We start from the raw sequence: 23,168 nt of genomic DNA, 5'->3' as shown, positions 1-23,168 counted from the left end.
TGGTGTAAGACCACCTATCTATCAATCGACCCGGGGATCTAACGCATCCCTTAACCCATCTCCTAGAAAGTTAAAGGAAAGCACCAAAAGGATGATCGCTAAGCCGGGGTAAATTGCTAAATATGAATGGGACTCTAAATACGTACTACCAATCTTCAAAATATTTCCCCATTCCGGGATATGCGGTTCAATCCCGAGGCCAAGATAGCTTAAACTACTCGTTGCGATGACAGCTCCCCCTACGGTTAAAGAGGATTTCACAATCATCGGGGCCATGGAGTTAGGGACGATTTCACGAAAAATAATAGAAAGATTACTTGCTCCAAGCGCTCTTGCAGATTCAACATATTCATAATTGGACACCATCAACACGTTGGCACGCATGGTCCTCGCGTATGTCGGGATGGCGCCTACACTTAAGGCTATAATCAATGTGGTGGTGCTGGAACCAAATGCAGCTATGATGACAATCGCAAGCAGGATTCCTGGAATCGCATATAAAATATCCAACAGCCTCATGATGACATTGTCTGTATGACGGCCGTAATAACCAGAGATCGCACCAAGCGCGCCTCCGATCACAAATGGAATAAAGGTAGATATGATCCCGACAATCAGGGAAATCCTTGCACCAAAGACAATCCTAGAAAAGAGGTCTCTCCCGAAATTATCTGTACCCAATGGATAAACTAGACTTGGAGACTGCAGGATGGATGCATAATTATTTTCGATCGCAAGGCTATAATCAAAGGTAAAGTAGCTGCATATAGAAAGGGTAAACGCAAATAGGATAAAGAACATACCTAACATTGCGGTGGAATTAGTGGCCAATTTTTCTAATACGGAATAAAAGGCTTTGTTTACCGCTCTTTCTAATCCAAATCGCTTCTTTAAAATGAGATACCCTGTGAGAAGCGCAAAAAGATTCCCTGTGATTGCTGTAGTGAAAAGGATGATAGCCAAGAAAACTGCCAGCCCTTTCCGTTTTTCCAGGACATCCGCCGCTAACAACCCAACTGTCAAAACGTAAATAAACAGGATGATTAAAAGAATCAACATCGCTAGTGGGAAGCTGTCGGCGACATAAGGTTTAAATATATTTAAGGCTGAAACGCCAATGATGAAGAATTGTGTCACAAGCATATATGTACCATACACATATTCCGGCGTTGTCTTTTGCTTTGCCAATAAGAATCCAGCCACTCCTGTAAATATATTACCTGTCAGAATACTTACTATCTGGAAGATTCCTAGTTTTCTAGTTGCAGGAAGGACATAGCCAACCTTTGTGATATCCCGTCTCACCTTCCACCATATTGCCAGTTGAATAAGGGTAAAAAATGCATAAGTACTGAATACAAGGAATAACGGTTGATTCACTTCCTTCGATTGGATATCAAATGAAACAAAAAGGAGGACAACCGCTACAACCGCCGACATGATCAAGGCGAACCCTGACTGTTTGTATTCTGCAGAAAGCTTCAGGGAATGTGCTTTTACATATTCCGGTATCATTTCTAGTTCTGTTTTCAAAGCATCACCTACTTTAATAGTGTTTCATTTTTGTCCGGATACGTGGATCAAAGAACGCGTAAAGAACATCAATCAATAAGTTGACAAGTGAGATGGTGATCGCGATATAGACAACCCCACCCATTACACTCGGAATATCAGGGATAAATTGCTTATCCACAATAAAGCTACCGATTCCACTAATATTAAATACCTTCTCAGTGACAGCCGCACCACCTAGCATTCCGCCAAATAACAAGCCAATGACAGTAATGATCGGAATCATGGCATTTCTCACTCCATGCTTCCACAGTACCTGTTGCTTGGATAAACCTTTTGCTTTGGCCGTCAACATGTAATCTTCATGAATGATTTCAAGGGTAGATGAACGGGTCATCCTGGCAATGGAAGCCGTAAGCGCTGTCCCCAGCACAACGGCCGGCATAATGATGGATAGCCAATTCGTTGGACTGAAAGTAGCCGGTAACCATTGTAGTTTAATAGAGAAGTTAAGGATAAATATCAATCCCTGCCAAAAATTCGGGATGGATAAGCCAATTAGGGCAATGAACATAAAGGTATAATCGAAAAAAGAATTTGGTTTCGTTGCCGCAATGATCCCAATCGGAATGGCAATCATGATTGCCATCAATAAGGAAATCACAGCCAAGACCATCGTAATCGGGAATCGGCGGAAGATACTGTCTGCCACATTTTCATTTCCTGTAAAAGATGTTCCCAAATCAAAGGTAACAATTCCTTTTAACGCACTCCAAAGTTGGACGAAATATGGCTGATCAAGCCCATATAACCTATTGAAGGCTGCAATCTGTTCAGGTGTTGCCGACTCTCCAAGTATATTGGCAGCCGGCTGGAACGGCGATAAATAAAGGATGGTGAAGACAAAAAACGCGACACCTAAGACAACAAAAACACTCATTGCCAATCTTTCCACGATAAACTTCTGATAGGGATTTCCAAACACATACATCAATAAGTACATGAACACTCCTGGAACGAATGTAAGAAGGACAAACATCCTTTTTCCCAACAATTCCGTAAAAACGTGATCAAACGTGACCCTCTGTTTCGCTGTACTCCGCAATTGCCTATCCACTTCTGCGTTTATTATCTCCCTATAATTTTCATCCGCCCATCTCGTTGCTTCCTTTGCGACGTTCGCGGAATTGACCTTCTCCTGAAAGAAGCGATTCTTTTGGTTGATTTGAGCTGTATACTTACTTACCAACTGCTCATAGATACCTTCTACCTCTAACTGTCCCTTTACTTTCTCGTAGACTTCGGCATAAGGATCATCTCTTCTTTTTATTAAATAAAGCCCGTAAATCCATACAACAATTGGGATCCCCAGAAGTAATACTAACCATTTATAAATGGGGGCACGACATAATTTTTCATATATCAGCTGTAGTCCATTTGATGTGGCTCTGGTATCATCCAGTTGCTTCTGATTAGCCTGTTTCGCTGGTTCCAACAATAGTTTTTTCGCCTCCTTACTTTAAATTGCTAAATTCCGATAGGTATAGTATAGTTTAATTCTAATATATTACAATATAAAATATTCTTTTTTTTATAAAAATTTATTCGCTCGGATGGTGGTTGTATTTGGATAAACTACTAGATTTAAAGAATGTAAGCGTCTCTTTTCGAACAGGCAAATCAGAATTTGATGCTGTAAAGAACATAAGCTTTTCGATTAAAAATGGGGAAACCCTAGGCATTGTCGGGGAATCAGGGAGCGGGAAAAGTGTAACCGCTAAATCCATTATGCAATTGCTACCCACTCCCCCATCCTTCATAAAATCAGGGGAGATTTTCTTTCAAGGGGAGAATCTGTTAACCAAAACAGAAAAAGAGATGGAGGATATCAGGGGACGACATATCAGCATGATCTTCCAAGACCCAATGACGTCACTAAATCCGACCATGACCATCGGAAAACAGTTGAAGGAAAGCATCTTAAAGCATCAAAACCTTTCCAAATCCGATGCTAAAATTCAAGCTATCGACATGTTAAAGCTTGTTGGGATACTAAACAGCGAGGAACGCTATTCCCAATATCCACACGAATTCTCAGGAGGCATGCGACAACGGGTAATCATCGCCATAGCCCTTGCCTGCAATCCTGCTTTGCTAATAGCAGATGAACCAACTACCGCGCTTGATGTAACCATCCAAGCTCAAATTTTAAATTTGATGAAAGACATGCAAAAGAAATTCCATACTTCGATATTACTGATCACACATGACTTTGGTGTCGTTGCCCGTATGTGTGATAGGGTGCTGGTGATGAAAGACGGAGAGATTGTAGAACAAGGAAACACGGTGGATATTTTTGAAAAGCCTCAGCATCCTTATACAAAAAAACTGCTCCATGCCCTGCCAAGACTTGATGAAAAGAAGAAGAAGAAAGCCCCGTCCATTGCCTTTCAAGCAGAGCCGCTCATTCAAGTGAGAGGCCTAAAGAAATACTTTCCTTTAGGCAAAGGCAATGTGTTAAAAGCTGTAGACAATATCGGGTTTGAGATTTACCAAGGGGAGACTTTGGGGCTTGTCGGCGAGTCCGGTTCTGGAAAATCCACCACAGGGAGAGCTTTACTGAGACTGCACGAACCAACTGCCGGAGAAATGTTATATAAAGGCCTCCCACTGAATCGTCTAAACAAGAAAGAACTAAAACACATGCGCAAACATATGCAAATGATTTTCCAAGATCCATACTCCTCCCTAAACCCAAGATATAAAGTGGAAGACATCATCGGGCAGCCATTGGACCTTCATGGACTAACAACAGGCTCCGCTCAACGAAGAAAAAGGGTCGAGGAATTATTAGAGCTAGTGGGACTTTCATCCTTTCACGCTGAACGTTATCCGCACGAATTCTCAGGCGGTCAGCGACAACGGATTGGAATTGCACGTGCGCTCGCAGTAGAGCCGAGCTTCATTGTCTGTGATGAGCCACTTTCTGCACTAGATGTTTCCATCCAGGCACAGATTGTCACGCTATTAGAAGATCTTCAAAAGAACCTTGGGTTGACCTATCTCTTCATCGCACATGACCTTTCCATGGTCAAACATATCAGTGATCGAGTAGCGGTGATGTACAAAGGAAAAATCGTCGAATTGGCAGAAAGCGAGGAGCTTTATAACAATCCTCAACATGCCTATACGAAGTCCTTATTAGAGGCAATACCGATTCCTAACCCTAAAATTGAGTACAACAGAAGCACTAAGCTCATGCAGGAATCAGACGAGAAAGATAAATACGGGCTTCAGGCTTCCGAACTAGTAGAAATCACAAAAGGTCATTGGGTAGCGGTACCTTCCAAACTGGAAGTCATATGATACTAACAAAATATTGACACAACCATAGAGTTCTTGTATGGTATTTTTAACAACTAAATCCTTATAAAGAGTCGGGGGAAGAACTGGTCTTATGATCCCGCAGCAACCTCTTCAGCGTGAGAAGGTGCTAATTCCAGCAGGTGGAAGCCTGAGAGATAAGGAAGAAATCGGATGTTTTCATAAGTCCTCTCCTTTTCTTGGAGAGGACTTATTTTTTTGACATTAATACCAAGTAAACTCATTGGAATAATTATAAAAAAGGAGAGGAAAAAGAATGACACATAGCTACGCTACACATCTCAGCTGTCCTAAATGCAAGAACACCTACTCCATTAACGATAAAACCCAACTTTGTTCATGTGGCTCTCCCCTGTTGGTTCGTTATGACTTAGCCAAAGCTAAATCTAAGGTTTCTAAAGAGTCTCTGAATGGGCGGGAATCTTCGCTTTGGCGTTATCATGAGTTTTTGCCTGTGTTACAAAAAGAAAATGTAGTTTCTTTAGGGGAGGGATTCACCCCCATCACATCGCTTAACAGGCTAGGATCCCGCAGTTCTCTTCCCTCTTTATTTTTAAAAGACGAAGGGCTCGTTCCAAGTGGTTCTTTTAAGGCCAGAGGGGCTGCAGTGGGAATTTCCAAGGCAAAGGAACTCGGTGTAACGGAACTGGCAATGCCGACAAACGGAAACGCCGGGGCGGCTTGGTCCTTGTACGCTGCGAAGGCGGGAATTAAGGCACATATCGTGATGCCCGTAGAAGCACCCGAAATCACTAGAAAAGAGGTCCTTATCTCAGGTGGCAGGCTCTACTTAATCAATGGACTTATCAGTGATGCCGGCAAAGCTGTTGCAGCATTTGTACAGGAGCATGATTGTTATGATGCTTCTACATTAAAAGAGCCGTATCGAATAGAAGGCAAGAAAACGATGGGCTATGAAATTGCAGAACAGTTTAATTGGTCGCTTCCGGATGTCATTCTCTATCCAACTGGTGGCGGGGTTGGGTTGATTGGAATCTATAAAGCATTTAGGGAGCTGCAGGAGCTTGGCTGGCTGGAAAACGACAAGCTGCCTAGGCTAGTAGCCGTTCAATCGGAAGGGTGTGCTCCTATTGTAAAAGCACATGAAGCAGGAGAATCCTCATCAGTATTTTGGGAAGATTCCCAAACAAAGGCTTTTGGAATCAATGTGCCAAAAGCACTCGGGGACTTTCTTGTGTTGGAGGCAATCGCCAAAACAAACGGAACAGCTATTGCAGTGTCTGAAGCGGATATCGAGATTTATCAGCGGAAGGTAGCACAAGAGGAAGGGCAATTCATCTGTCCAGAGGGAGCCGCTACCATTGCTGCGGCAACAAAGCTGCGGGAAAGTAACTGGATCTCACATGATGAGCAGGTGCTCTGCCTGAATACAGGGATGGGAATTAAATATCCGGAAACCGTTCTGTCTAAAACGATTCCAACCTTAGAAAAAGGCGAGCGCATAAAGGAGGAGTACCATTGAGAAATCACCTGAATCTAACTTGGAATGAAATAAATCTGTCTGTATCTGTTGACTACCCTCCTTCCTATTTTTCAGATAAGAAAGCTATTTTTCCCGTGGTCATTATTTGCCATGGTTTTATCGGTTCGAAGGTGGGCGTGAATCGACTTTTCGTCAAGACTTGTGACGCTTTGACGGAAGTCGGTTATGTGGTGATCCGGTTTGATTATGCCGGGTGCGGGGAAAGTGAGGGGGATTACGGATCCAACACATTCGATTGTTTTATCGAGCAGACGAGGGCAGTTCTGCGCTTTGCTAAAACATTGCGCAGGGTGGATCCTCATTCGATCACTTTTGTAGGACATAGCCTAGGCGGTGCGGTGGCTACCCTCGCCTCTTTAAAAGAGCCTGATGTCAAAAGACTGATTCTTTGGTCTGCTGTCGGTAACCCTTCTAAAGATATTTGCGAGATCATCCAGAAGTCCGGCAACAACCTTCATGAATACGAGGGATACTTCCTGTCTGATGCTTTCATCGCCTCTTTAGCGAACTATCAACCAATTGAGCTCTGCCCTTTCTTTTCGGGGGATGTTCTTATCATTCACGGGGAGGACGACGAAGACATCCATGTTCAATACGCAACCGAATACGCCAACGCCTTTACAACACGAACTAACGGAAGCTGCCAACTCCACACCATCCAACACGCCACCCACACCTACTCCAGCACCACCACCTTCCACCAGTTAATGAGCATCACCCAAGACTGGCTCATCGGGGTTGAGGGAGGGTTGAGGGGACAGGCACGCTGACCCAGTTTTTGTATGCATGCTTCGGTCGCTTAAACACTAAAACTCAAAAACATGCAGGTAATCATCATGATCACCTGCATGTTTCAAGCTTTTCTTTATGTCTAATGCTTCAATTGATAAAACACAGTCCCCTAATGTTACTAATCTACCTTTCTAAACCCCCACCCGATCCAACGCAACTGGCCACTTTTCCTGCGTATAAGCCATTGTCCAAAATTGGTGTTCTAATTGTGTGCTGGTTATAAAGTGGTCTCGCATACGTTGTTTTTCTTCTTCACCTGCAGTGGCTGCACAAGCATCAATTTTGTCCATGAACACTTGTGTGATCGACGTCACTTCCTCGTTTCCGTAAAACATGATCCATTCATAGAAAGGGTGGGCAGGTGTTGGCTTCACTTCTTGGATAAGCTTTTTCCCAATCTCCCAATAGGTCCAAGGGCAAGGGGCGAGGGCAGCAAGTGTTTCGCCCAGTGTCCCGTTTGCTGCTGCTTCCATCATATGACGGGTATAGTGGTGGGCAGTCGGGGCAAGTGGTGCTTTTTGTAAATCCTCATAACGCACGCCAGCTACTTCACAAAAATTATTGTGTGGATGCACCTCAGAGTTTAACACAAACCCAATTTGTTGTTGGAAAAATGCCATATCCTCTCGGTCGGTGCATTTAGAAACAGCCAGCCCATAAATTCTGCAAAAAGTCGATAAATACTCAAAATCCTGCTCTACATAATGAATAAGTGCCTCTTTTGGTACATTTCCTTCCCCGATCCCTTTTACAAACGGGTGTTCAAAAATAGCCTGAAAAATGGGATCTGCCTCTCTTCGTAACTGCTCAGAAAACTTCATGTGTATTCCTCCTCAAAATTTTTTAGGAGAATACCCACCTTTTCCCACAGAAGTTTCAAAACGAAAAAAACTCCTCTTCCATGGGAAAGAGGAGCATGAGAATATGTACGTACTAAACTCAATGCACCACTTTCCTCCGCTGGTATCACCCAGATCAGGTTCAAAGGGTCCGTCGCGTAAAGCTCCGTCTCAGCCTATTGGCTCCCCTAGTGGATATTCATATGAATATATTACAATATATAGTTATTTATTCCAAGCATTTTTTTCTTTAGGTACATGGACCTTGACCTAAGACGGTCGAAGTCCCTGCACCATCAAGGCTTCAAAATCACCTTAATACAGTCATCTTCTTTTTTGTTAAAAATGTCGTATCCATGTGCTGCTTCATCCAGCGACATTTTATGTGTAATGATCTTGGTCGGATCAATCTTCCCACTCTTAATCTGATCATAAAGATGCGGCATAAAGTGACGCGCCGGCGCCTGCCCCATTCTGATGTTGATGTTCCGGCTGAAAAACGGCCCTAGTGGGAACATGTTGTACAATCCACCATACACACCAGTAATTTGCAGAGTCCCTGCTTTTCGCACGGCTTTGGTGGCAATTTGGATTGGACCGAGTGTTCCGCCTTGCAGCTTCATTTTCTGCTCAACCCATTCCAGCGGAGACTTTTTACCGTCCATTCCGACACAGTCGATGACAACGTCTGCTCCGCCTTTGGTCAGTTCCTTGAGGGTTTCGCCCATATCGTCATATTTAGTGAAATCGAAGACTTCTGTTTGCATGTATTGCTTGGAATGCTGGAGCCTGTTGCCGATGTAATCGACGGCGATGACTCGCTTGGCACCTTGTTGCCAGGCGAATTGTTGGGCCATGAGACCAACTGGTCCGCATCCTAGGACAATGACCGTGTCTCCCTCTTTCACACCGGCATTCACCACGCTCCAGTAGGCAGTTGGCAGGACGTCAGATAAGAGGAGGAGTGATTCATCCTCCAGCTCACAGTCCTCCGGAATCAGGAATGGGGTATAGTTGCCAAACGGCACCCGCAGGTATTCTGCTTGTCCTCCTGGGTGATTTCCGAATTTCTCGGAATAGCCGAAATAGCCGCCAGAGTCATAGTGCGGGTTAGAGTTATCGCATTGACTTTCCAGTTCGTGCTCACAGTAATGGCATCTCCCGCACGCAACGGTAAATGGGATGACCACCCGATCTCCCTTTTTCACCTTTGTCACGTCTGGTCCCACTTCCTCCACGATCCCCATCGGTTCATGCCCGATGATATAGCCGATTGGCAATGGGAAATTCCCTTGATACAGGTGAAGGTCCGACCCACAGATGGCGGTGGACGTTATTCTGATAATGACGTCTTCACGATCTTGAATTTTCGGGGCTTCTACTGTTTTTACGACTACTGTGTTTTTCCCTTGGTAAGTGACTGCTTTCATGATGTTCTCCTTTTGTTATACATATTTTCCGTAGTCAGGGATAGCGACTGATTCAAAATCTTGTATAAGTTTTGTAAGTCCATTGGCCAACTCTTCCCCTTCCATAGCAGGTCCATGACCGGTGACAGCAACTTGCGGCTTTAACGCTTCCAGCTTTTTCACCGATTCCCATGCCGCGTGCCAATCCGTTGTAAAATATCGCGGCGGCCCGCATACTTCCTGTTGCTGCACAAGCACTTTATAGAGCGAGTCCTGCCTCACCGTGACAAAGGCATCCCCTGCGATGAGGGTGCGGTCTGACTCGCGAAACAGAGAGACGTGTCCCGGCGTGTGACCTGGCGTGTGAATCCAGCGCCAGCCCTCCATACCCGGTACAGTACCGTCCGCAGGCAGTGCATGGACATGCTCTCTGAGATCGGTTGATTCGTTGGGAAAATAGGAGGACACTTTCGCAACGAGGCCCCCTTCTACTCTCGGATCCGGCTCTGGATAATTGCTTTTGGCGGTCAGGTAAGGAAGCTCCAGCTCATGCGCATACACCGGTACCTCCCAATGCCGCACAAGCTCCACCGATGCCCCGACATGATCAAAATGTCCGTGCGTCAAAATGATTGCTTTTGGGCGTGCACCTTTTCCTAAATGGTTCTCCACTACAGAAAGGATTTCTCCCGCAGACTTTGGCATGCCTGTATCTATCAGTACCCAGCCATCTGAGTTTCCGTAGATGTAAATATTCACTACTTGATTCGTGTAGTAATACAAATCTTCGGTGACATGTTTTCCACTATGTGAAGCGATGGATGTAACCGGGATAAATTTGTTGTCATGGCTGTAGTTCATATCTTGAGACATCTTTTAACACTCCTATCCTGTATGTACCTGGATAGTATTTGTTAAGGGGGCGGGGGATAAACATTTTTTTGGAGAGAGAGTCGAGGGGACAGGCACGGTGACTCATTTTTCTTTAATTACTGGAACTTTACTCCATTCTAAACGTAAAAGAGATATACGATGTGAAGTTACTTTGGAGGTGAGGGGAATGAATTATTACTATAGTGTGGCATTTACGATTATTCTTTTAATCCTTTTTACACTAGCAGCTTTTTCAATCGACTTTATCAGCAAAGTTTTACAAAAACGTATTAACCCTAAATACCTAAATAGCACAATCATTGTTATCTTGCTTTCATTAATGATAAGCGGCACTTATGTCATCAGTTTACTCGGAAACTGGAAGTTCATTGATACTATTTTTATCTCCAGCCTGTGTCTCTTTGGGTTAGGGTGGATGACAAACATTACAAGGAAGGCCAGCACAAATTCTCAAGGTACCGTCGCAAAATTTCTTACCAATAACGATTATGGACATCAATACGAAGCGGCGAGTTCCCCTGATATTAGTTTATATTTTATTTCAAGTTTGATCTTTTTTGTAGGAAGCTGGGGTATTGCTTTTCTTTTAGCATTTATATAGGATTTTATATTATCTTTTGGAGGATTATTTGAAGTCGAGGCACGTTGCTTGTCCCCTTTATTAAAAAAAGGTAGGTAATCCTATGTATTGGAAATTAAGAATTCCTCTTCTTTTGTTTGTGTAGTTTTGGAATTATTTCTGGATTTGTTCAAGTATTCCATCACCTCTTTTTTGTGAATTTTTATTATTTGATTAACAGTATTATTTTTATTGACCTAATTTTAATCATTTTTTTACTATTAGAGAAGACAAGAGTATACGAAAAAAAGTTCTCTTCCCCATAACGTCATTTTCTTCATTTTCCCACTCCTAATTATTATTAAACCAGTCCCGGGAGTTTTTATTAAAATAGGTTTTATTTCTTTATCACATAAGACTATTTTTCATTCAATGACGTATTCACAGCTTCAAAAGCATGGATGTGAGCTGTGTCAAATAGAGGAACATCTGAATCCTCCGGTTTTACCAATAAACCAATTTCTGTACAGCCTAAAATAATTCCTTTGGCACCAGATTCGATTAAGTCCTGGATGACTTTTTTATAGTAATCCCTTGATTTTTGTTGAATCTTTCCCAAACATAACTCTTCATAAATGACTTTGTTTATAATCTCTCTTTCCTTTTCATTTGGTACAATGACTTTTATTCCGTTCATCTCCAACCGAGATTTATAAAAATCTTGTTCCATAGTGTACCTTGTGCCTAGTAATCCAACCGAATTTATACCTTTCTCCTTAATCTGAGCTGCGGTTGCATCTGCGATATGCAATAGGGGAATAGTTATTTTTGATTGGATGTCATTTACAACTTTGTGCATCGTGTTGGTACAAATGACAATAAAGTCCGCTCCCCCCATTTCTAAAGAACACGCGGCATCACCTAACACTTCACCGGCCTTTTCCCAGGAGCCTTCTGATTGGTAACGTTCTATTTCATGAAAATCGACACTGTATAATAGACATTTCGCTGAATGTAATCCCCCCAACCTTCTCTTAACCTCTTGATTGATAATCCGATAATATTCAACAGAAGATTCCCAACTCATTCCGCCAATAAGACCAATAACCTTCATTTTATCCACTCCATTATCCATATTCATAGTTTAAGATAACAGCCAATACAAAAAACCGGCGTGCGCCGGCTTTTTGCATCATGACGATATCAGCTCTTTTGAGCATTCATCGCTTCCCATTCTTCTTTACTAGGACCATACACTCCAGGAATTTTCAAGTCTGCCTGTCTCATAAGGACACTCAATTGACCGCGATGATGTGCCTGATGTTGAATCAGCAGACGAAAAACAGCCTGAAGTGGCATGTCTCCGCCAAATAAATTCACCATTTTGTTCATATTTTCGTCTGTAACTTGTTCAGAAAATGCTTGTGTAAAGCGCTGACTTATTGTTTTGTATGTCTCGCTGATTTCAGCAGCTGATTTTGGGGTCTCTTTTTGAAGATCAGGAACCTCAAATTTTATACCAACTTGAGCAGGAAAGTAGTAAACGGATCCTGTAATATGCCAAGCAAGGCTACCAACACTGTATAATCCTGGGGAAACTTCCTGATTCAACGATTCATCTGTCAGCACATCCAACAATTTTTGTGTAACAGCTGCTTCTTGTTTCCATTCATTTAGAAAATCATTTACTGAAGTAAACATTCCATTCCCTCCTTAAATTTAGGAAAACTCTACCTTTTAAACAATCCTTCAAATAATTCTACCACGTTCTGCCAACCATCCGCTTCTCTCAATGCCTACAAAGCTAAAAATAATTTGGTACACGTGGACAGCAGGCCGACCACTTCTAACTTGCGTTGTAAACTCCAAAGGATTTTACAATCTTTTTCAATTCGCTTTAATGGATGCCAGATGATGGACCTGGCGTCTTTCCTTTCCACTGATAATAACTCACCAACTTCATCTGGCATAAATAATCCATTTAAGAGCACCTTATTTTTCTGGTCTACTTATTATTCTTCTAATGTTTTTTCCAAAAAGCAAAATTCTCTACTTGCACCACTACTATGTATTACTATATACTAGTAATAAGTAATACAGAATACCTGATTGGTGGGATAGATTTGGATAATATTACAGAAATGCTGAAGGGAGTGCTGGAGGGTTGTGTGCTGGAAATCATCAGCCGAGGCGAAACGTACGGCTATGAGATTACGCAACAACTACGGGCACTTGGCTTCACAGATGTGGTGGAAGGCACTGTTTATACGATTACGATGCGCCTTGAGAAAAACAATCTGGTGAACATCGAGAAAAAGCCATCCACCATAGGACCGCCGAGAAAGTTTTACACACTTAATGCAGCTGGCCAAGAACACCTTAAAACGTTTTGGGGAAAATGGGAGTTCGTTTCAAGCAAAATCAACGAACTGAAAACAAAAGACTTATCAAAAGGAGAGATACTATGAGCTTTTTAGAGAAAATCATCGGAAGTTTAAACGACAAAAAGGAATGGAGAGAAATGGAGGCGCGCGCGAAAGCCCTTCCTACTGAGTACCGCAACGCATACTACGCAATCCAAAAGTATATGTGGACCGCTGGCGGGCCTACTGACTGGAGGGAATGCAGTCGTATATTTGGTGGCATTCTAGAACTTTTCGAGCAAGGCGCAGCAGAAGGCAAAAAAGTAACAGACCTCACAGGAGAAGACGTGGCAGCTTTCTGCGATGAACTTGTGAAGGATACGGAAACATATAAAGACAAGTATCGGAAGAAGTTGAACGATACGATTGGTCGCGGATAACGGGAGGGCTGAAGGGCACGGTGACCCACTTTTTCACAAGTCACCGCGCCTTTTGCTTGACCCTATTCTAACTTAAAATTCAAACACCTGGCGCAATTCAATTTGCCCTTCCCCAAAACCTTGAGGATCCGGCATTCGCATTGCCCACTTTATGGCTTCTTCCTTCGACTCCACATCAATCAAAATGAAACCGGCAACCAGGTTGTTCGGTTCAGAGAATGGCCCCTCTGTCACCACCGGCTCCCCTCCTTGCTCTGGGAACGAAATGCGCATGCCGTTTGAGCTTGGATGTAGTCCTTTTGCCATCACTCGCACGCCCGCCTCTACTAATTCTTCGTTGTATTTCGACATGGCTTCATTCAGCTCGGGATTCGGGCGGTTTCCGGTTTCTGAGTTTGTTGATGCTTTGACGATTAGCATGAATAACATGAAGAGATCCTCCTTTTTGTTACTTATTTAAATGCTTTATTAGGTAATATGATATAACGCGGATTGACTATCGGTACAGGCCTATCTTTGTAAATGTCCGAAGATTTCTGAAATTTGACCGAAGTTTTTGCGATTTTGTCCGAAGTTTTTGGAAAGTTGACCGAAGTCTTCACGAATTTGACCGAACCAAAAATACAATTGGCCGAACCCCTGGTAAAAGTTGACCGAACCCCCGAGGTAATTTGACCGAACCTCTCTTAATCACAACAAATTTTGTCCGAAGCGAGATGAAAAGTGACCGAACCTAAATTCCAACCATAAAAAACAAGCATTTTCCGGTTAAAATCACTCAATTTTACTCCAATTATCTAAGGAGTAGCATTCTCCCCCTTCCGTCCCGCGAAGAGAACGCCCCACTTAAACCTAAAAATCACCCACACACCCACAAAAACGACAACACTGTCATTTTACTATTGACTCCCAAAAGAATCTGCCCTATAATAAAAAACGACAACGTTGTCGTTATAAATTTTTAAACACATCTCACAGGAGGTTTTATATATGTTGGTTACAATGTTAGCGAGCGGGACTCGCGGGGATACACAGCCATATATTGCACTTGGATTGGAATTAAAGAAGCTTGGTCTAGACGTGCGAATCGCCGCTTCCGAGTCTTATCGGGGACTGGTGGAGAGTTATGGATTTGATTATGCTGAGATCCGCGGGGATGTCGCCAAGATCATTGAAAGTGGTGTGGTAAAAGAGGCGGATAATCCTTTTAAGTTTTTCTCCAGTTTAAAGAATGACGACTTGATGGATTTGATGGTGGGGGCTCAGGAAGATCAGCATAAAGCGTGCGAGGGTGCGGATGCAATCGTCTATCATCCAGGTTCGCCACTTGGTTATTTTGTGGCTAAAGAGATGGGGATTCCAAGCATACTTGCCTCCCCCTTCCCAATGGTTCCGACCAATGAATATCCTGCAATCATTTTTTATGACAAGGTGCGGCTTGGGAAGCTTTCCAATAAACTGACACACCTTGTCTTTGAGAAAGGATTTTGGAAGATGGCCAATACAGGGTTTAAGCGCTATTGGACAGAAAAGTTCGGCGAGCTGCCAAAAGGATTTACGAACCCTTATCCGAAGCAGCGGACGAAAAATAACCCTACCATCATCTCCGTGAGTCCTAGCGTCTTTCCTGTTCCAAAGGACTGGCCGGAGCATGTGCACGCTTTTGGCAATTGGTTCATTGAGGACCAAAGCGACTATCAGCCGTCCGAGGAGCTGCAACAATTTTTAGAAGCTGGGGACGCCCCAATCTATGTCGGGTTTGGTAGTGTCGGGGATAAAAAACGGGCTAAGGAATCAACGGACATGGTGCTTGGCGCATTGAAGGCAACAGGAAAACGCGCCATTATCAATGCTGGCGGCGGAATGGATGAAAGGCCTAATACAAAGGATGTCTTCTTTGTGAAGAGTGTTCCGCATGAATGGCTTTTCCCTCATATGTCTGCCGTCGTCCACCACGGAGGTGCTGGCACGACAGCAGCGGCTTTACGTTCCGGTGTTCCGCAAGTGATTATTCCGTTTGGAAACGATCAGTTTGCTTGGGGCAGAAGAATGAATGAATTGGGAGTTGGCGCCAATGCTATACCGAGAAAGGAATTGACTACAGAAAAACTTACAGAAGCCATCCGCTTCACGCAAACAGCTTCTGTTCAAGAAAAGGCAAGGCAATTAGGAACGAACGTAAAAGCAGAACACGGTGCCCAAAAAGCAGCGAAGCTTATCTTGGAAACGATAAAAATTAACCAGAAAGAGGGTAACATTCATGCCAAAAGTTAAACCTGAACATGCAGAACGGAAAAAAGCAGAAATAGTAGATGCGGCAAAGCGGGTTTGCAGCCGAAAGCCCGTCTATGAAGTGGCAATGCGGGATATTGTGATGGAATCTGGAATGAGCCAGGGTGGCGTTTATAAATATTTCGCTAATATAGATGAAGTGTTTGTCGCAATCTTGAACCAAGAAACATTGACTTCTTCGATCAAGGAGCGGGTTGACGTCCTTTTTCAGAGTCAGTCAGAGCCTGCGGAAAAGCTGGACCAATTTCTTCGCATCATCGGTCAGCACATCGTTGCTTCCATAAAGAAAGATGGCTCGATTTATTACGAACTTATTTCCCTGTATTCAAAAGATCCTGCGAGATTTGAAACAGTGAAGGGTCAACTAAACGAAGTGTCCAATCTTCAATATCTGCAGAAGTCTTTTGCTGCATTTCTCGTAGAACAGTTAAAGACTGGTACGTTTAAGACAACGATGCAAAAGGAAGAAGTGTTAACGCTGATTGAAGTGTATATGACGGGTCTGATCCATCATCCAGACCTCGCTTCTAAACCATCGGAAGAACTAACAGAGAAAATCAGCAGGCAAATAAGCGTATTATCAACTGCACTCCAAAAACTTTTAGCGGGGGAATAATATGAAAGAATTCAATCGTCATTTCAAGCTTATGGTAGTCGGGCAGGTCATCTCCATGTTCGGAGCCTCTGTCCTCCGATTTGCCCTGTCCCTTTATATTCTGGATTTGACGGGATCGGCCACCATTTTCGGGACGATATTGGCCCTTTCCATTGTGCCGACGATCTTCATTTCACCTGTCGGGGGCGCCATTGCTGACCGTTTTGATAAGAAAAAGTTGATGGTGACCCTTGATATTATCACCGGCACACTCATTGCCGCTTTTGCCGTCATACTCTTTACCGATAATGTGACCGTCGTCGCTATCGCCATCCTGATGACCGCCCTGACACTAATCAGTGCGATGTACCAACCTGCCGTTCAATCAAGCATCCCGGTACTGGTACCGAAAGAATTATTACTAAAAAGCAATGGCGTCATCTCAGGTGTCATGTCCATTTCCAATTTCATCGGACCGATTGTCGGAGGCGTCCTGTACAGCTTCGTGAGCATCAAAGCGATCGTCATTGTCAGTGCGATCTGCTTCTTCCTCGCAGCTGTCATGGAAATGTTCATAAAGATCCCTTTTGAAAAGAGGCCTCCGCAGCCGCTGGTGAAAATGGTTGTTTCCGATATCAAAGAAGGACTTATGTATATCATTCACGATAATCGATTCATTCTAAAAAGCATTATGGTCACATTCATTGTCAGCTTATTTATTGCTCCTATGTTCTTTGTGGGCTTGCCCTATATGATAAAAATTCTGTTTGGCATGCCAGACACATTCTTTGGCTTCACGCAGTCCGGCATTTCCTTAAGCATCATTTTTTCCGCCATGACCATTGGCCTGCTAAAAGGCAAGATCAAGGTGAGCAACTTGTATTTATGGATTTTGGGCTGTGCCGGAGTTTATTTTGCCATGGCAGCCGGAACGACCAGCCTCATTTCCAGCCCCTTTGTCCAATACCTGATAGTAACGGTAAGTTCCATGCTCGTCATGTTTGCCTTAACAGTAGTTAACATTTTTATCAACACCAAGATCCAAGAAGAAACACCTAGCAACCTGATTGGAAAAGTTATGGCCATCCAAATCACTGCCGGAACAACTGCTGTCCCGATCGGACAAATGCTTTTCGGTGTTCTCGTCGACGGATTCTCCAGTCAGATATACCTGCTCATCTTCGGCGTCGGCATCCTGACTCTGATTATTAGTTTAGGAGTAAGACAGATTTATAGAAAGAGAGTACCGACAGAAGAACCAGCTCTATAAAAGAAAGGAAGTAGTAAACCGTGTTTAAAAAGATCGCACTAATCGCCCTCTCCGCCCTTGCCATTCCCATTGGCATTGCCTTCCTGGGTGGAGGCGGGTTTATCCTGCTAAACCTCTTTCTGGGGGTTTCTATCGCAGAGTCCTTCCAAGCACTGCAAGAATTCCAAGTGAAAATCCAACCATATATGAAATACATGGTCTTCCTTATCGCCCTTCCTCTTATCGTAAAATTTATCAAACGCAAAGAAGCTTAGGGAGTCGAAGGAGAGTCGAGGGGACAGGCACGGCGACCCACCTTGAACAGACTACAAACAAGTCAACTAGAACAAACAGCCATGTAGATATAATCTTGCTGCATGGCTGTTTGTTTACCTTTTCTCCATTTATCTTGTTGGTTCTCTCATACATACTTCCCGTCCGCAGGAATAGCCACCATTTTAAATTCTTGCACCAGTGTTGCTAGTCCTCAGGCAAGTTCCTCCCCTTCCATGGCTGGCCCATGACCCGTGACAGCAACTTGCGGCTTTAACGCTTCCATCTTTTTCACCGACTCCCATGCCTCTTGCCAATCCGTTGTAAAATAACGAGGCGGTCCGCAGACTTCCTGCTTTTGCACAAGCACCTTATAGACCGAGTCCTGCCTTACCGTTACAAAGGCATCCCCTGCGATGAGGGTGCGGTCTGAATCGCGAAACAGAGAGATATGCCCCGGCGTGTGAACCCAGCGCCAGGCTTCCATACCCGGTATAGTCCCGTCCGCAGGCAGTGCATGGACATGCCCGCTGAGATCCGTTGATTCGTTAGGAAAATAGGAGGACACTTTTGCAACGAGCCCCCCTTCCACACTCGGGTCCGGTTCAGGATAATCGCTTTTTCCAGTTAAATAAGGAAGCTCCAACTCATGCGCATACACCGGAACCTCCCAATGCCGCACCAGCTCCACCGATGCCCCGACATGATCAAAATGACCGTGTGTCAAAATGATCGCTTTCGGGCGGGCACCTTTACCTAAATGGTTCTCCACCATAGAAAGAATCTCTCGTGCAGACTTTGGCATGCCTGTATCAATCAGTACCCAGCTCTCTGAATTTCCATAAAGGCATATATTCACCACTTGATTGGTGTAATAATATAAATCCTCTGTGACCTGTTCCCCCCTATGGGGCAGGGTTGTGGGGACGGACACCGTGACCGCCCTGCCCTCCCTCTATCTTATACTCTCTAAAACAGAAATTTCCTCTATAATGAACTTGTTCAACTGCCTTATGAAATCGTCCACCTGGTTTATTTCAGTCAAAACATAGAAGGTTGATCGCATAGCATCCGGAACCTCTAATCTATTATCTACGTTAAACTCAATACCTACCATTCCCCTTCTATCATGCAGGAAGAATCTCATAGATAAGAATGGCATTGTTTTGTCGCTTTTATCCCCTGTTACCCACGTGAATTCATTTTTTCCAAGTTGATCGGCAAATATATAAACTCCATTTTGCAGTTCCTCTAATTGAGCATTATCTAGATAAAAATCCATATCAACCGTACAGTTAGTTCCGGTTAGGGATAGTTTCACTTCAAAAAAATCAGTATCCGTCCAAATTTTCTTCATTCTAAATCTCGGCTCTGGCAACCTCATCACCTCCCTAAAAAATTTAAGGCCATGTACGGCAACTCATCAATCTTTTGGTAATCTTTCGCATTTTCAAAACTATTAATTTGTAATATAGTAATTAGGTTATCGCTTAAATGAAAAGGAGCTAGATTATGGATTTTATCATCATATTAAAAGCAGTCATTTTAGGAATTGTCGAGGGTTTGACGGAGTTTGCTCCTGTTTCATCCACAGGACATATGATCATTGTGGACGATATGCTTCTTCAATCTGAAGAGTTTCTTGGTAAATATGTAGCCAACACATTTAAAATCGTCATACAGCTGGGCTCCATCCTGGCGGTAATTGTGATTTTCAAGGACCGGTTTATTGAATTGCTTGGGTTAAAAAAACTCCGTGGAGAATCTGTTTCGAAAGATTCCAAGCAACTTAAACTTACGCACGTTATTGTCGGTCTTATTCCCGCAGGTGTCTTGGGCGTGTTATTTGAGGATTATATTGATGAACACTTATTTTCACTGGAGACTGTTCTGATCGGGCTGGTCATCGGGGCTGTATTGATGATCATCGCAGACATATTCGGACCAAAAGAACCGAAAATGCAGAGTATTGACCAAATGACCTACAAACAGGCCTTTTCCATCGGGTTGATTCAGTGCCTATCTTTATGGCCTGGATTTTCTAGATCAGGTTCCACCATCTCAGGGGGAGTTCTGCTTGGAATGAGCCATCGTGCTGCCGCAGACTTCACATTCATTATGGCAGTGCCGATCATGGTGGGAGCGAGTGGATTGTCCTTATTGAAAAATTGGCAGTATTTCTCTATCGAAGCACTACCATTTTTCGCAGCCGGATTTATCACCTCGTTTATTTTCGCACTAATATCAATTAAATTCTTTCTACAATTAATCAATAAAATTAAGCTGATGCCATTCGCCATATATCGAATTGTGCTGGCATTGGTCATCTATCTCGTTTACTTCTAGGTTCGAGGGGAGTCGAGGCGACAGGCACGCCGACCCATTTTCTCACAAGTCACCGTGCCCTTCCCGCGACTCGACCCTATCCTAACTTAAAACTCAAACACTTGACGCAATTCGATCTGCCCTTCCCCATATCCTTGCGGGTCCGGCATCCTCATCGCCCACTCAACAGCCTCTTCCTTCGACTCCACATCAATCAAAATAAATCCCGCAACCAAATTGTTCGGTTCAGCGAAAGGTCCCTCCGTCACCACTGGCTCCCCACCTGGCTCTGGGAACGAAATACGCATGCTGTTTGAGCTTGGGTGTAGTCCTTTTGCCATCACCCGCACACCTGCCGCCACTAAATCTTCGTTGTACTTGTCCATCGCTTCATTCAGCTCAGGATTCGGGCGGTTACCGGTTTCCGAATTTGTTGATGCTTTGACGATTAGCATGAATAACATGTAGTTTCCTCCTTTTTAGTAATGAATCTACTTTTACTTATCATCTCGAAATAAGTTGGATTATTCAATCAGTTTTTTTTTAGCGTCGAGATAAGCTAATTGTCTGTTTGGAGCCGGGCAGCATTGCAATTGACCGAAGTTTCCCAAAAGTTGACCAAAGATTTTGCATTCTTGACCGAAGTTCGGGCGAAGTTGGCCAAAGATTTTCGAATTTTGACCGAACCAAATTTTCAAATGACCGAACACCTCGTTATATCAACACATTTTGACCGAAGATATATGAAAAATGTCTGAACCTAAATTCTGGCCCCAAAAACAGGCATTTTTTCATTAAAAACAGAGCATTTTCACAGCTAAACAATCGAAAGCCCCAAATCTAATAACTTACAAACCTCTATCTCGTATTTCTTTCCTCACCAGTTCGACAATATGTTCAACACAAGCCACGGTGGTTTTCCCTCCACCAGAAACAGCTGCAATGGCAATAACTATCGGTTTAAGTCGAGGGGACAGGCACGCAGACCCACTGTTACTATTTAAAGAAAAATTCATAAAAAAACACTCCCTAACATGTACTACGCAGCTAGGGAGTGGAATGTTTCATTTTGATAGATTAATAATATGGATATGGTGGATATGGATAAGGCGGGTATGGATAGTACGGATATGGTCTTGGCGTTAACAGCGCACCAGCTGCCAAACCAGTTACAAACGGAAGACCGAAACCAAAACCACCAAAGCCAAAGCCTGGACGGCCAAACCCTAGACCTGGACGGACACCAAAGCCAGAACCGAATCCACCTAAACCAAAGCCTGGGCGGCCAACAATTCTTCGTTGATCATTATAATTAAAGTTCACTAGACTACACTCCCTCAAGTTATTCCTTACCATCCTATTCAAGGGACATGAGTCTATAAACTTGTACCCACAAAGATGTGCGAATGCCTAGGGAAGTGGGTTGAGGGGACAGGCACGGTGACCCACTCCACTTATAATATATTCCTCCATCTCCAGACCACGATGCTGAACATCATCAAGGATATGAACACTAAGATTATTGATAAAACAAAATAATCTTCTACTAAATAGGTGAATCCATGCCATTGTGGCAAAAGTAACATTGCAAAAGGAATGGCCCAAGCAAAATCAACGGTATTTTCTACAGAGTTAATGTAAGCAGTTGAGGCAGCGATTCCAGAAGTTAACGCCCAAAAAATAGCGTACAACTTTAGCACACCCTTGCTTTCTGCTTTATAAGCGATTCCAATGCAGATTATCCAGACAGCTAAATGAATGATTGTTACGAGGAGATGATCTAAAGTTGCGGGATCACCTACAAAGGAATCGAGTAAGTTTAATGCTACTCCAAAGGCTATATTAAGTAGTGGAAGAACTAAACAAACAAGGATTTTGTAGTTCATTGATATCTCCCAGTTTTTCAAAAAGGCATAGCTGACAACTAACATTAAAACACCCATTAAAAGAGCCGTAACATACATTGTAAATGACATATATTTCACCCACCTTTTGTGTAATTTTACACTATAAATGTATTATTTACCATTTATATTTTTTCTGGAGATAAGAATACTTTTCCGTTGTTCCCTATCCTGATATACCGTGCGAAAATGGTTGAAAAATCACGAACCCATTTCATCCTTAATGAAGCCATACAGAATTACCCTTTGAACAAACGATTGTTTAAATATCGCTATCTCACCATATTGAAAAAAACAAAAAAATACCCAGAGATTTAATCTCTGAGCAATATTTTTCAGTAAAGGTACAGGCACACTAATAATTTTACTAGTTACCTCCCTCTCCCACTTATTCAAACATCCCTTTTCCAGTCTCCATATCTATTGGCAAGGAGGAATGTTCGTGGGTGATGAGCCAAGATTCATTTATTTTTTTCAAACCAAATGTAAAACGATTGGTGATTTGACGAAGTTTCTCTTCCGATTTTTCATTATACGCAGCGAAGGTAATTGCACAATGCACAAATGCAAGATTCGTATTTTCCTCAATGGTTACATCACTAACATCCACTTTCAGTAATTCGCCTTCTTCCCTCATAGCGCCAAACCAATTCACTACATTTTCTCTCCATAAAGAAATACCCTTACTCTCCCACTTCCCCCAGCAATCATAAATATGTACATCCGCATCATAGATAGCTAAAAAGCTCTCCACATCTTTTTCATAAATGGCCTGTTTGTACTTTTCCAGAACGCCATCCACATTACTAACACCCAACATAGCGTCAGCTCCTT

At 43.2% G+C, this 23,168-nt stretch carries 25 protein-coding genes, 1 pseudogene and 2 riboswitches; of the genes and pseudogenes, 11 read left to right on the top strand and 15 right to left on the bottom strand.

Annotation, left to right across the window (positions count from 1 at the left end; translation table 11 throughout):
- Positions 1 to 21: 21 nt before the first annotated feature.
- Together LG307_RS03120 and LG307_RS03115 are read right to left on the bottom strand one after the other, a co-directional pair.
- Complete coding sequence (locus tag LG307_RS03120; RefSeq protein WP_404450363.1) at positions 22 to 1,515, bottom strand: ABC transporter permease; 1,494 nt, start codon at positions 1,513 to 1,515, stop codon at positions 22 to 24.
- Positions 1,516 to 1,546: 31 nt separating this feature from the next.
- The gene (locus LG307_RS03115) at positions 1,547 to 3,010 is read right to left on the bottom strand and encodes an ABC transporter permease (protein ID WP_404447977.1); all 1,464 of its coding nucleotides are present in this window, start codon (positions 3,008 to 3,010) and stop codon (positions 1,547 to 1,549) included.
- Between the two features lie 128 nt (positions 3,011 to 3,138).
- Between LG307_RS03115 and LG307_RS03110 the strand changes: the two genes are divergently transcribed.
- The 3 genes from LG307_RS03110 to LG307_RS03100 all read left to right on the top strand — a co-directional run bounded on the left by LG307_RS03110 (position 3,139) and on the right by LG307_RS03100 (position 7,170).
- Positions 3,139 to 4,878 (top strand): dipeptide ABC transporter ATP-binding protein, encoded by a 1,740-nt coding sequence (locus LG307_RS03110; protein WP_404447975.1) that lies wholly within the window; start codon positions 3,139 to 3,141, stop codon positions 4,876 to 4,878.
- 58 nt (positions 4,879 to 4,936) lie between these two features.
- A riboswitch (SAM riboswitch) is annotated at positions 4,937 to 5,040 on the top strand.
- A 112-nt stretch (positions 5,041 to 5,152) separates the two neighbouring features.
- A complete protein-coding gene (locus tag LG307_RS03105) occupies positions 5,153 to 6,379 on the top strand; it encodes a threonine synthase (RefSeq protein ID WP_404447972.1) in 1,227 nt (408 codons plus the stop codon).
- Complete coding sequence (locus tag LG307_RS03100) at positions 6,376 to 7,170, top strand: alpha/beta hydrolase family protein (protein WP_404447970.1); 795 nt, start codon at positions 6,376 to 6,378, stop codon at positions 7,168 to 7,170. The genes LG307_RS03105 and LG307_RS03100 overlap by 4 nt, the downstream gene beginning before the upstream one ends.
- A 153-nt stretch (positions 7,171 to 7,323) precedes the next feature.
- On the opposite strand, the gene tenA is transcribed toward LG307_RS03100, so the two are convergent.
- From tenA to LG307_RS03085, 3 genes are all read right to left on the bottom strand, one after another.
- Positions 7,324 to 8,013 carry a thiaminase II gene (gene tenA / locus LG307_RS03095; protein ID WP_404447968.1) on the bottom strand — a complete coding sequence of 230 codons (690 nt, stop codon included), beginning with the start codon at positions 8,011 to 8,013 and terminating at the stop codon, positions 7,324 to 7,326.
- A 114-nt stretch (positions 8,014 to 8,127) separates the two neighbouring features.
- A riboswitch (TPP riboswitch) is annotated at positions 8,128 to 8,231 on the bottom strand.
- A 96-nt stretch (positions 8,232 to 8,327) separates the two neighbouring features.
- Complete coding sequence (locus LG307_RS03090) at positions 8,328 to 9,461, bottom strand: zinc-dependent alcohol dehydrogenase (RefSeq protein ID WP_404447965.1); 1,134 nt, start codon at positions 9,459 to 9,461, stop codon at positions 8,328 to 8,330.
- A gap of 15 nt (positions 9,462 to 9,476) precedes the next feature.
- A complete protein-coding gene (locus tag LG307_RS03085) occupies positions 9,477 to 10,313 on the bottom strand; it encodes an MBL fold metallo-hydrolase (RefSeq protein WP_404447961.1) in 837 nt (278 codons plus the stop codon).
- A 187-nt stretch (positions 10,314 to 10,500) separates the two neighbouring features.
- On the opposite strand from LG307_RS03085, the gene LG307_RS03080 reads away from it, so the two are divergent.
- Positions 10,501 to 10,935, top strand: coding sequence for a hypothetical protein (locus LG307_RS03080; protein ID WP_404447959.1), 435 nt, complete (start codon positions 10,501 to 10,503; stop codon positions 10,933 to 10,935).
- A gap of 376 nt (positions 10,936 to 11,311) precedes the next feature.
- On the opposite strand, the gene LG307_RS03075 is transcribed toward LG307_RS03080, so the two are convergent.
- The 3 genes from LG307_RS03075 to LG307_RS03065 all read right to left on the bottom strand — a co-directional run bounded on the left by LG307_RS03075 (position 11,312) and on the right by LG307_RS03065 (position 12,863).
- Positions 11,312 to 12,007: an aspartate/glutamate racemase family protein gene (locus LG307_RS03075; RefSeq protein ID WP_404447957.1), complete on the bottom strand. Its 696-nt coding sequence runs from the start codon at positions 12,005 to 12,007 to the stop codon at positions 11,312 to 11,314.
- A gap of 89 nt (positions 12,008 to 12,096) precedes the next feature.
- Positions 12,097 to 12,594 (bottom strand): DinB family protein, encoded by a 498-nt coding sequence (locus LG307_RS03070; protein WP_404447955.1) that lies wholly within the window; start codon positions 12,592 to 12,594, stop codon positions 12,097 to 12,099.
- Positions 12,595 to 12,689: 95 nt separating this feature from the next.
- Positions 12,690 to 12,863, bottom strand: a complete 174-nt coding sequence (locus LG307_RS03065; protein WP_404447952.1) for a hypothetical protein — start codon at positions 12,861 to 12,863, stop codon at positions 12,690 to 12,692.
- A gap of 153 nt (positions 12,864 to 13,016) precedes the next feature.
- Here LG307_RS03065 and LG307_RS03060 point away from each other — a divergent pair, with 153 nt between their 5' ends.
- Together LG307_RS03060 and LG307_RS03055 are read left to right on the top strand one after the other, a co-directional pair.
- Positions 13,017 to 13,361 carry a PadR family transcriptional regulator gene (locus LG307_RS03060; RefSeq protein ID WP_404447949.1) on the top strand — a complete coding sequence of 115 codons (345 nt, stop codon included), beginning with the start codon at positions 13,017 to 13,019 and terminating at the stop codon, positions 13,359 to 13,361.
- Complete coding sequence (locus LG307_RS03055; RefSeq protein WP_404447946.1) at positions 13,358 to 13,696, top strand: DUF1048 domain-containing protein; 339 nt, start codon at positions 13,358 to 13,360, stop codon at positions 13,694 to 13,696. Before LG307_RS03060 ends, LG307_RS03055 begins: the two co-directional genes overlap by 4 nt.
- Positions 13,697 to 13,768: 72 nt before the next feature.
- Here the strand turns inward: LG307_RS03055 and LG307_RS03050 are convergent, their stop codons facing one another.
- Positions 13,769 to 14,125, bottom strand: a complete 357-nt coding sequence (locus LG307_RS03050) for a YciI family protein (protein ID WP_404447944.1) — start codon at positions 14,123 to 14,125, stop codon at positions 13,769 to 13,771.
- 561 nt (positions 14,126 to 14,686) lie between these two features.
- Between LG307_RS03050 and LG307_RS03045 the strand changes: the two genes are divergently transcribed.
- From LG307_RS03045 to LG307_RS03030, 4 genes are read left to right on the top strand one after another with little or no spacing between them, the layout of a single operon-like run.
- Positions 14,687 to 15,970 (top strand): glycosyltransferase, encoded by a 1,284-nt coding sequence (locus LG307_RS03045; protein ID WP_404447941.1) that lies wholly within the window; start codon positions 14,687 to 14,689, stop codon positions 15,968 to 15,970.
- Positions 15,957 to 16,604: a TetR/AcrR family transcriptional regulator gene (locus tag LG307_RS03040; protein WP_404447939.1), complete on the top strand. Its 648-nt coding sequence runs from the start codon at positions 15,957 to 15,959 to the stop codon at positions 16,602 to 16,604. The genes LG307_RS03045 and LG307_RS03040 overlap by 14 nt, the downstream gene beginning before the upstream one ends.
- Before the next feature lies 1 nt (position 16,605).
- Positions 16,606 to 17,853, top strand: coding sequence for an MFS transporter (locus LG307_RS03035; protein WP_404447936.1), 1,248 nt, complete (start codon positions 16,606 to 16,608; stop codon positions 17,851 to 17,853).
- A 20-nt stretch (positions 17,854 to 17,873) separates the two neighbouring features.
- Positions 17,874 to 18,107: a hypothetical protein gene (locus LG307_RS03030; RefSeq protein ID WP_404447934.1), complete on the top strand. Its 234-nt coding sequence runs from the start codon at positions 17,874 to 17,876 to the stop codon at positions 18,105 to 18,107.
- Between the two features lie 146 nt (positions 18,108 to 18,253).
- On the opposite strand, the pseudogene LG307_RS03025 reads toward LG307_RS03030, so the two are convergent.
- Together LG307_RS03025 and LG307_RS03020 are read right to left on the bottom strand one after the other, a co-directional pair.
- Positions 18,254 to 19,039 (bottom strand): annotated as a pseudogene (locus LG307_RS03025) (MBL fold metallo-hydrolase).
- A 21-nt stretch (positions 19,040 to 19,060) separates the two neighbouring features.
- Positions 19,061 to 19,483, bottom strand: coding sequence for a hypothetical protein (locus tag LG307_RS03020; protein ID WP_404447931.1), 423 nt, complete (start codon positions 19,481 to 19,483; stop codon positions 19,061 to 19,063).
- Positions 19,484 to 19,617: 134 nt separating this feature from the next.
- On the opposite strand from LG307_RS03020, the gene LG307_RS03015 reads away from it, so the two are divergent.
- A complete protein-coding gene (locus LG307_RS03015; RefSeq protein WP_404447928.1) occupies positions 19,618 to 20,451 on the top strand; it encodes an undecaprenyl-diphosphate phosphatase in 834 nt (277 codons plus the stop codon).
- Positions 20,452 to 20,537: 86 nt separating this feature from the next.
- On the opposite strand, the gene LG307_RS03010 is transcribed toward LG307_RS03015, so the two are convergent.
- The 4 genes from LG307_RS03010 to LG307_RS02995 form a co-directional block, all read right to left on the bottom strand.
- On the bottom strand, positions 20,538 to 20,894 hold the full coding sequence (locus LG307_RS03010; protein WP_404447921.1) for a YciI family protein: 357 nt from the start codon (positions 20,892 to 20,894) through the stop codon (positions 20,538 to 20,540).
- A 613-nt stretch (positions 20,895 to 21,507) separates the two neighbouring features.
- A complete protein-coding gene (locus LG307_RS03005; RefSeq protein ID WP_404450362.1) occupies positions 21,508 to 21,786 on the bottom strand; it encodes a spore coat protein in 279 nt (92 codons plus the stop codon).
- A gap of 98 nt (positions 21,787 to 21,884) precedes the next feature.
- The gene (locus tag LG307_RS03000) at positions 21,885 to 22,406 is read right to left on the bottom strand and encodes a hypothetical protein (RefSeq protein WP_404447918.1); all 522 of its coding nucleotides are present in this window, start codon (positions 22,404 to 22,406) and stop codon (positions 21,885 to 21,887) included.
- Positions 22,407 to 22,722: 316 nt separating this feature from the next.
- Entirely contained in the window at positions 22,723 to 23,154 is a 432-nt protein-coding gene (locus tag LG307_RS02995) for a YybH family protein (RefSeq protein WP_404447916.1), read from the bottom strand.
- Positions 23,155 to 23,168: the final 14 nt, after the last annotated feature.

The sequence above is a fragment of the Sutcliffiella horikoshii genome (assembly GCF_044809035.1).
Taxonomy (GTDB): Bacteria; Bacillota; Bacilli; order Bacillales; family Bacillaceae_I; genus Sutcliffiella_A; species Sutcliffiella_A horikoshii_G.
The sequence above is the reverse complement of the archived record's forward strand: the minus strand, read 5'-3'. Positions and strand labels throughout refer to the sequence as shown.